This window comes from Kribbella rubisoli, from assembly GCF_004217145.1.
In the GTDB taxonomy this organism is placed as follows: domain Bacteria; phylum Actinomycetota; class Actinomycetes; order Propionibacteriales; family Kribbellaceae; genus Kribbella; species Kribbella rubisoli.
The window spans coordinates 130,047-137,042 of sequence record NZ_SHKR01000002.1; the positions used below are offsets into that span (position 1 = coordinate 130,047).

Sequence of the window (6,996 nt, forward strand, 5' to 3'; positions counted from 1 at the left end):
TATCGATCCATGAAGACCGCAGAACTCACCCAAGGCACCGTGACCTCCCACGACGGCACCGAGATCGGCTACTACAAGACCGGCCAAGGCCCCGCCGTCGTCGTGCTCCACGGCAGCATGGAGTCCGCTCGCAGTCACACGCTCCTCGCGGAGGCGCTGGCGTCAGACTTCACCGTCTACCTGCCGGACCGCCGTGGTCGCGGACTCTCCGGACCGCAACGCCCAGATCACACGGTCCGCACCGAGGTCGAGGACCTCGAAGCAGTCCTGACCGCGGCCGGCGCAGACCGAGCGTTCGGCGTCAGCGCCGGGGGAGCGGTCGTCCTCGAAGCGGCCCGCACCCTCCCCCTGAAGCAGATCGCACTCTACGAGCCCGCGATAGTCGCCGACGGCGCCCCGCACCGCGAGTGGCTGGTCCGCTTCGACCAGGAGATCGCCCGCGGCGACCTCGCCGGCGGCATGGTCACCAGCATGTTCGGCTTCGAGATGGCCCCGGCGTTCCTCAAGGTCATACCCCGCGGCCTGCTCCGCAAGATGACCGAGAAGATGATGGCCAAGGAGGAGCGGCAAGCCCCGGCCGGCACCATCACCATGCGCCAGCTCGCCCCCACGATCCACGCCGAAGGCACGATCGTGGCCGAGCTCGGCGGCTCCTTCGACAACTTCCGCGCCCTCGACGCCGACGTACTTCTCCTGGGTGGCACGAAAGGTCTCCCAGGTCTCAAGCCCGGCCGCGCCACGCTCGAGAAGGTGCTGCCGCACTGCCGACGCATCGAGTTCGACGGCTATGACCACGGCTCGTCCTCGGACCCCGGCGGCGTCAACCCGACCGGCAAGCCGGAGGCCGTGCGACGGATCGCCGAAGAGGTGAAGGCCTTCTTCAAGCAGTCGTGAGCGCCCACTCGACGGCATCCGCGATATCAACCACCGGATACCGCACGGCCTGCACGACCCGATCGCCGCCGATCACCAGAACGACCCGCTTCAACCGCTCGTACCCACCCGCCCGGAACGTCGGCAACCGCAACGCCGCCACCAGCTCCAGGTCGAGGTCCGACAGCAGCAGGTGTGGAATCTCCTCCGCCCGAGCGAACGCCTGCTGCTCGTCAGTCCGCTGCGTGCTCACCCCTCGTACGGCGATCCCGCGAGCCGCAAAGTCGTCGTACCGCCCAGCAAACAGCCGATTCTCCAACGTGCACCCACTAGCCCCAGCGATCTCGTTCCACCCGTCCGGCAACGGCGTCGGCCGCCCAGTCGCCGGGTACCCGAAGAGCACGGTCGCCCGCGCATCCGCGTCCACCACGTCAACCGTCGTACCAGCTATCGACGGCAGAGCGACGTCCGGCACCCGCTGACCCACCAGCTCGTGCAAGCGATGCGCCGGCGGCTCGTCCTCCGAATTAGTGCCGCTCAGAGACCCATCGCCGAGCAGCCACCGATCACCCCAGTCCTGCAGCGCGACGAGCACCGGCAGCAACGCCCGCCCGCGTTCAGTGAGGCGATACGCATACCGAGTCGGCCGCTCCTGGTACGCCGACCGCGAGACGATCCCGCTCTCGAGCAGATCGTTGAGGCGCTCGGTCAGCACCTTCCGCGAGATATGCAGCGATTCGGCGAGCTGGTCGAACCGCTCCAGCCCGCGGGCCAGATCGCGGACGATCAGCAGCTCCCAGCCGTCGCCTATGACGCCGAGGGACTGCGCGATCGCACAGTCCGGCTCGGGCGAGAAGGTGCTCCGCCGCACGACGTACTCCTTCGATTCCGGTTGCCACCACGCTAGCCGTCCGAGTAGGTTCCTGTTAGGAACTTACTACAGGAGGGCAAGCATGTACTGGCGCCGGATCGCGGACCTGCCCACCTGGCTCAAGGCCGTCATGGTCGGCCAACTCGTCAGCTCCGCCGGCGCCCTCGCCTGGATCTACCTGACCCTCTACCTGGTCGAGGACCGCGGCATGTCGGCGCAACAGGCCGGGTTCGCGGCAGCGGCGTACGGCGTCGGGCTGCTCGGCGGCAACCTCGGCGGCGGCTGGTTCGGCGACCGCTTCGGGCTACGTACGGCGGCAGTCGCCAGCCAGCTCGCATGGGTCGTCACCTGTTGCGTGATGCCGCTGGTCGGCACCTCCTGGATCGGTGTCGTCGCCGCACTCGCCGGCCTGTGCGGCGGTGCGAGCCGTCCAAACCTCAGCGCGCTGGTCGCAACCGCGCTCCCGGCCGAACGCCGCCGCGAGGGAATCGCCCTGTCCCGCACGGCGAGCAACGCCGGCTTCACCATCGGCCCGCCGCTCGGTGGACTGCTGGCGGCGTACAACTTCTCGTTGGTCTTCCTCGTCGACGCCGTGACCAGCCTGGTCATGGCCGCCGTCATCTGGCGCTTCGTCCCCGCGGCCCGCCGTACGGCGTCCGTCCGCGTCAACGGCGTGTGGCGTGCACTGACCCGCGATCGCTCGGTGCTCGTGCTGCTGGCAACAATCGTGGTCGTCGACACCGTCTACCGGCAGATCTTCGCCACGATGCCGCTGCTCCTCCGCGATGCGGGTACGCCGGCCGTCGCGTACGGCGTACTCATCGGCGTCAGCTCCGTCGTGATCGTGCTCCTCGAGGCGCCGCTCGCCGTACGGCTCCAGGCCCACCGCGCGACCCGGGTGATCGCAGTCGGCTTCGCGCTCGTCGGCGCAGGGCTCGCGATCCTCGGCGTCTGGCCGGCGCTTGCCGGGGCGATGCTCGCGATCGTCGTCATCACGGCGGGGGAGATGCTCTACAAACCGACCGCCACCGCGCATGTCGCCGACGCGGCGCCGGAGGGGATGGTCGGGCGGTACTCCAGCCTGTACGCCGCTGCGTCGATCAGCGGCATGTTCCTCGCGCCGGCGCTCGGCGGGTCGGCGTACCAGCACGTCCCGGGAGCGCTCTTCCCGGTCGCGGCCGGGTTGGCCGTGGTGGCGGCCATCGTCCAGTCGCAGGTCAGGCCGGCTGATCGGGAAGCGGAGCCGGCCGGCCCTCCCAGCGGGTCGAGAGGACGACAGTCGTCCGTGTCCTGACCACGCCGTTGACGCGCCGCAGCGAGCCGACGACCGCCTCGAGTTGGGTGACATCCGCGACCCGGACCTTGACCACGAGCTCCTGGTCGCCGGCCACGAACCAGCAGTCCTCGACGGCGACGATGTCCCGGACCTGCTCGACGATGTCGTCGGTCTCGACGTCGTCGCGCTGGAACAGGCCGATCAGCGCGCTGGTCCCGAGCCCGACCTGGTCCGGCGCGACCACCGCGCGGTACCCGAGGACCACGCCGCGCTCCTCGAGCCGCCGTACCCGCTCCTGGACGCTCGGGCCGGACAGGCCGACCTCACGGCCGAGCTCGGCCCAGCTGGAGCGGCCGTTCAGCCGCAGCGCCTCGATCAGCTGCCGGTCGATCGCGTCCATGACGCCTCCTGTTCACCGCAGATTCTAAGGTCTGGAATGTTTCGGGCCTTTAATTCGTTTGTGACAACGTAGTTCAAACCGTACAATTGGCGGTACTGGGGTCGTCCGCCCCAGCTCCGCCGTACCAACCCAGTGAAGGAAACATGATCACCCCCGAAGTTGCCCGTGCCCACATCGACGAGCGGCACCGCGTCGCAGCGCAGGCCCGCCGCGCCCACGCCGTACCGTCTGCCTGGCGCCGGCTGCTGACCCGTCACGTCCGCCACAGCTGACCTATTCACGCGACCGGTGCCCTCCTGGGGCCACCGGTCGCTGTTGTCGGGGCGGTCACGAGATAGGCTTCGCATCATGTTCTCGATCCTCGTGCCGCAGGTGGCGGCCATTGAAACGGCCGCCGTCGAGGCGTCACACATCTCGAAGTGGTGGTACGGCGGGTTCGCGCTGTTCGTGCTTCTCCTGCTGCTGCTCGTCACCGTCATCATGGGTAAGGGCCGGCCGCACAGCTAGCGGCTGTCGTGAAGGGCTGACGTGGCTTCTGTGGAGCGGGTACGACGCATCGGTGTGATGGGTGGCACGTTCGACCCGATCCATCATGGCCACCTTGTCGCGGCCAGCGAAGTGCAGGCGTACTTCGATCTCGACGAGGTGATCTTCGTTCCGACCGGCCAGCCGTGGCAGAAGTCGGACAAGAAGGTCTCGCCGGCCGAGGACCGGTACTTGATGACCGTGATCGCGACCGCGTCGAACCCGCGGTTCTCGGTCAGCCGGGTCGACATCGACCGGCCGGGTCCGACGTACACCATCGACACCCTGCGCGACCTGTCCAGGCTGTATCCGGACGCCGAGCTGTTCTTCATCACCGGTGCCGACGCGCTCGCCCAGATCCTCACCTGGCGGGACGTGGACGAGATGTTCAAGCTCGCCCAGTTCGTCGGCTGCACCCGGCCGGGGACAGAGAGCCTCGAACTGCCGCTCGACCAGCTGCCGATGGACCGGATCACCCTGCTCGAGGTGCCGGCGCTGGCGATCTCGTCGACCGAGTGCCGCGCCCGGGTCGCCAAGGGCAACCCGACCTGGTACCTCGTGCCCGACGGCATCGTCCAGTACATCGCCAAGCGTGAGCTCTACACCAACCGTTAGGACCTGTATGTCTGCCAGTGAACGCGCTATCGAGCTGCTGACCGCGGCTGCGGAAGCAGCCCACGACAAGAAGGCCGAGAACGTCCTCGCCTTCGACGTGTCCGAGCAGCTCGCGATCACCGACGCGTTCCTGGTCGCCTCCGCCTCCAACGACCGCCAGGTCCGCGCGATCGTGGACGCGGTCGAGGAGAAGCTGCGGGTCGACTTCGACGCCAAGCCGGTACGCCGCGAAGGCGCCCGCGAGGGCCGCTGGGTACTGCTCGACTACCTCGAGATCGTCATCCACGTCCAGCACGACGAGGAGCGCGCCTTCTACTCCCTCGAGCGTCTGTGGCGCGACTGCCCGGTCATCGCCTTGCCGTCGCCCGTCCCTGGAGCTCTAGGGAGCCCTGGCCCGGCGGTCCCGGGCTCGGCTTTGCCTGGCTCGGCTTCGGCCGAATGACCGCGGGCCGGCTGATCGTCTGGCGGCACGGCCGGACGGAGTGGAACCTCCAGGACAAGATCCAAGGCCAGGCCGACATCCCACTGGACACAGTCGGCCTGTCCCAGGCCCGCTCCGCCGCCGCCCGCCTGGCCGCCCTGGCGCCGACCAGGCTCTTCGCCAGCGACCTCCAACGAGCCGTCGCCACCGCCGGTGAACTCGCCGCCCTCACCGGCCTCAAGATCGAGTACGACGAAGCGCTCCGCGAGATCGACGTCGACGACTGGGCCGGCCTCACCTCGTCCGAGCTCGCCGCAATCAACCCCGAAGCCGCCGCCCGCATGCTCAGCGGCGAACCCCAACGCCGCGGCACCAACGGCGAAACCATCGAAGAAGTCGCGGCTCGCTTCAGCGGCGCCCTCCAGCGCATCTCGGAGGAAGGCACCTCCGAAGACACGATCGTCATAGCCACCCACGGCTTGGCCGCCCGCGTCGGCATCTGCCTGTTCCTCGGCATCCCCCAAACCAACTGGCCCGCCTTCGGAGGCCTAGCCAACTGCAACTGGGTCTCCCTCCTGAACGGCCGCCGAGGCTACCGAATCGAAGAATGGAACGCCGGCTCCCTCCCCGAACCAGTCATGAGCGACGACCCCCAGAAGTAAAGGACACCGCTCCGCGGCGACTGTTTTGTTGGCGGCTCCGCCGGCACGGCACGTGTTCGGCGGGCAACTGGATCTTCGCGGCGTGCTGATCGGGGGCGCCCGCCCAGAAGAACACCGCCTCGCGGCGACTGTCTTGTTGTCCGGCTCCGCCGGCGCCAGGCTCATTCGGCGGTCGACTGGACCGTCGCGGGGCTGCTGCTCTGGTGCCCGTCCGGAAGGGTCACCGCTTCGCGGCGGCTGCTCTGTTGGCCGGCTCCGCCGGCGTAGGGCTCGTTCGGAGGGCGACTGCACCGTCGCGGTGTGCTTATCGGTGGCGGTAGAGGGCTGGTGTGACACCGCATGCAATACCGCCTGCAGACGGTGCAGTCGTCAGGCCGCCTTCGTGCGTGCAGAGCGTGACACCAGGCACTGTGCTCGGCGTACAGACAGCCGTGAGCGGCCGCCCAACAAGCCCCTCAAAGGAGAGCAAGTCGGCTGTCGCGCACCTCACCAGCCCCACGAGCCAACCGATTTTTCTTTGCCGCCCCCCATCCGCTAAACTTCCGGAGTCCGCAAGACACCGCGGGGCTTTGGCGCAGTTGGTAGCGCGCTTCCATGGCATGGAAGAGGTCAGGGGTTCGAATCCCCTAAGCTCCACCAGCAGTAACCGCAGGTCAGGAGATATTTTCGCCTCCTGGCCTGTTTTCGTTGGTGGGGTCAGTGGGAGAGATTTGGGAGAACCTCTCGCCTCCCACGGGCCGTGCCGCGAGGATCTCAGCGTGGCGATGCGCCTTCTCGATCGTGTCCTTGATGACGGGCACCCCGCCGAGGAGCTTGCCTCGGTAGTCCTCGTAAAGTGCGAGTACGGAGATGGCGAAGCGTTCCTCCATCGCCTCTACGATCTGCCGCTCCATCTCGAGCGTGACGTAGGCGTACACACGGCCCATGCCCTTCATCTTGTGACCGAGCTGAGCACGACGAGCGACCTGGGAGATGCCGTCCTCTGCCGGCCAGGTCGCATGGGTGTGCAGACGTTCGTCGAATCGGAAGCTCGACAGAATCGCCGGCGCCTGTCGAGTTGACGAAGGGTTCTTCGTGTCGATGCCGTCCCACGCGGGTCGGCATAACCGTTGCCGGAGGTTTGAGCGGTACGCGGATTGCCGGGAAGTCAGGGACGCGGATCGTTTGTGCGGGCACTTGTCAACGACGGTTGAAAACGGACCCCTTTGCGGCGGTTGAAAGTGGACCCCCTGCTGGTTGTCATGGTTGGTCGTCGGTCGGTGTGGGGATCCGGCCGAGGTTGTGGTTCTTGAGGCGGTAGGAGTCGCCTTTGAGGGCGATGACGTCGGCGTGGTGGACGAGTCGGTCGATCAT

The 6,996-nt window shown here is 67.8% G+C and carries 11 protein-coding genes and 1 tRNA gene; 8 read left to right on the top strand and 4 right to left on the bottom strand.

All coding sequences use genetic code 11. The features are described 5' to 3' along the window. Positions 1-9 precede the first annotated feature (9 nt). On the top strand, positions 10-894 hold the full coding sequence (locus EV645_RS01570; protein WP_130438940.1) for an alpha/beta hydrolase: 885 nt from the start codon (positions 10-12) through the stop codon (positions 892-894). Here the strand turns inward: EV645_RS01570 and EV645_RS01575 are convergent. Next, positions 881-1,744, bottom strand: coding sequence for a winged helix-turn-helix transcriptional regulator (locus EV645_RS01575; RefSeq protein ID WP_130438942.1), 864 nt, complete (start codon positions 1,742-1,744; stop codon positions 881-883). The genes EV645_RS01570 and EV645_RS01575 overlap by 14 nt on opposite strands. A gap of 82 nt (positions 1,745-1,826) precedes the next feature. Between EV645_RS01575 and EV645_RS01580 the strand changes: the two genes are divergently transcribed. Continuing rightward, positions 1,827-3,038 carry an MFS transporter gene (locus EV645_RS01580; RefSeq protein WP_242000139.1) on the top strand — a complete coding sequence of 404 codons (1,212 nt, stop codon included), beginning with the start codon at positions 1,827-1,829 and terminating at the stop codon, positions 3,036-3,038. Here EV645_RS01580 and EV645_RS01585 read toward each other — a convergent pair. Beyond that, entirely contained in the window at positions 2,962-3,420 is a 459-nt protein-coding gene (locus EV645_RS01585; RefSeq protein WP_130438944.1) for an Lrp/AsnC family transcriptional regulator, read from the bottom strand. The genes EV645_RS01580 and EV645_RS01585 overlap by 77 nt on opposite strands. Before the next feature lie 143 nt (positions 3,421-3,563). Here EV645_RS01585 and EV645_RS43085 point away from each other — a divergent pair, with 143 nt between their 5' ends. The 6 genes from EV645_RS43085 (at position 3,564) to EV645_RS01605 (ending at position 6,282) form a co-directional block, all read left to right on the top strand. Beyond that, positions 3,564-3,692 carry a hypothetical protein gene (locus tag EV645_RS43085; RefSeq protein WP_267901740.1) on the top strand — a complete coding sequence of 43 codons (129 nt, stop codon included), beginning with the start codon at positions 3,564-3,566 and terminating at the stop codon, positions 3,690-3,692. 76 nt (positions 3,693-3,768) lie between these two features. Beyond that, complete coding sequence (locus tag EV645_RS42100) at positions 3,769-3,927, top strand: hypothetical protein (RefSeq protein ID WP_198681415.1); 159 nt, start codon at positions 3,769-3,771, stop codon at positions 3,925-3,927. A 21-nt stretch (positions 3,928-3,948) separates the two neighbouring features. After that, positions 3,949-4,560 carry a nicotinate-nucleotide adenylyltransferase gene (nadD, locus tag EV645_RS01590; protein ID WP_130438946.1) on the top strand — a complete coding sequence of 204 codons (612 nt, stop codon included), beginning with the start codon at positions 3,949-3,951 and terminating at the stop codon, positions 4,558-4,560. A 7-nt stretch (positions 4,561-4,567) separates the two neighbouring features. Beyond that, positions 4,568-5,002: a ribosome silencing factor gene (gene rsfS / locus EV645_RS01595; RefSeq protein WP_242000140.1), complete on the top strand. Its 435-nt coding sequence runs from the start codon at positions 4,568-4,570 to the stop codon at positions 5,000-5,002. Continuing rightward, on the top strand, positions 4,999-5,643 hold the full coding sequence (locus EV645_RS01600) for a histidine phosphatase family protein (protein ID WP_130438948.1): 645 nt from the start codon (positions 4,999-5,001) through the stop codon (positions 5,641-5,643). The genes rsfS and EV645_RS01600 overlap by 4 nt, the downstream gene beginning before the upstream one ends. A gap of 563 nt (positions 5,644-6,206) precedes the next feature. After that, positions 6,207-6,282: transfer RNA gene (locus tag EV645_RS01605), tRNA-Ala, on the top strand. A gap of 14 nt (positions 6,283-6,296) precedes the next feature. On the opposite strand, the gene EV645_RS01610 is transcribed toward EV645_RS01605, so the two are convergent. Both EV645_RS01610 and EV645_RS43325 read right to left on the bottom strand, forming a co-directional pair. Beyond that, positions 6,297-6,578, bottom strand: coding sequence for a hypothetical protein (locus EV645_RS01610; RefSeq protein ID WP_130438950.1), 282 nt, complete (start codon positions 6,576-6,578; stop codon positions 6,297-6,299). Positions 6,579-6,882: 304 nt separating this feature from the next. Then, on the bottom strand, positions 6,883-6,996 hold the full coding sequence (locus EV645_RS43325) for an ATP-binding protein (RefSeq protein WP_242000142.1): 114 nt from the start codon (positions 6,994-6,996) through the stop codon (positions 6,883-6,885).

What these genes read in the sequence shown, in the direction of transcription:
- EV645_RS01570 (WP_130438940.1), top strand. Translation starts at nt 10, where the DNA reads ATGAAGACCGCAGAACTCACCCAAGGCACCGTGACCTCCCACGACGGC.
- EV645_RS01580 (WP_242000139.1), top strand. Translation starts at nt 1,827, where the DNA reads ATGTACTGGCGCCGGATCGCGGACCTGCCCACCTGGCTCAAGGCCGTC.
- EV645_RS01585 (WP_130438944.1), bottom strand. Translation starts at nt 3,420, where the DNA reads ATGGACGCGATCGACCGGCAGCTGATCGAGGCGCTGCGGCTGAACGGC.
- EV645_RS43085 (WP_267901740.1), top strand. Translation starts at nt 3,564, where the DNA reads ATGATCACCCCCGAAGTTGCCCGTGCCCACATCGACGAGCGGCACCGC.
- EV645_RS42100 (WP_198681415.1), top strand. Translation starts at nt 3,769, where the DNA reads ATGTTCTCGATCCTCGTGCCGCAGGTGGCGGCCATTGAAACGGCCGCC.
- rsfS (WP_242000140.1), top strand. Translation starts at nt 4,568, where the DNA reads ATGTCTGCCAGTGAACGCGCTATCGAGCTGCTGACCGCGGCTGCGGAA.
- EV645_RS01600 (WP_130438948.1), top strand. Translation starts at nt 4,999, where the DNA reads ATGACCGCGGGCCGGCTGATCGTCTGGCGGCACGGCCGGACGGAGTGG.
- EV645_RS01610 (WP_130438950.1), bottom strand. Translation starts at nt 6,578, where the DNA reads ATGAAGGGCATGGGCCGTGTGTACGCCTACGTCACGCTCGAGATGGAG.
- EV645_RS43325 (WP_242000142.1), bottom strand. Translation starts at nt 6,996, where the DNA reads ATGATCGACCGACTCGTCCACCACGCCGACGTCATCGCCCTCAAAGGC.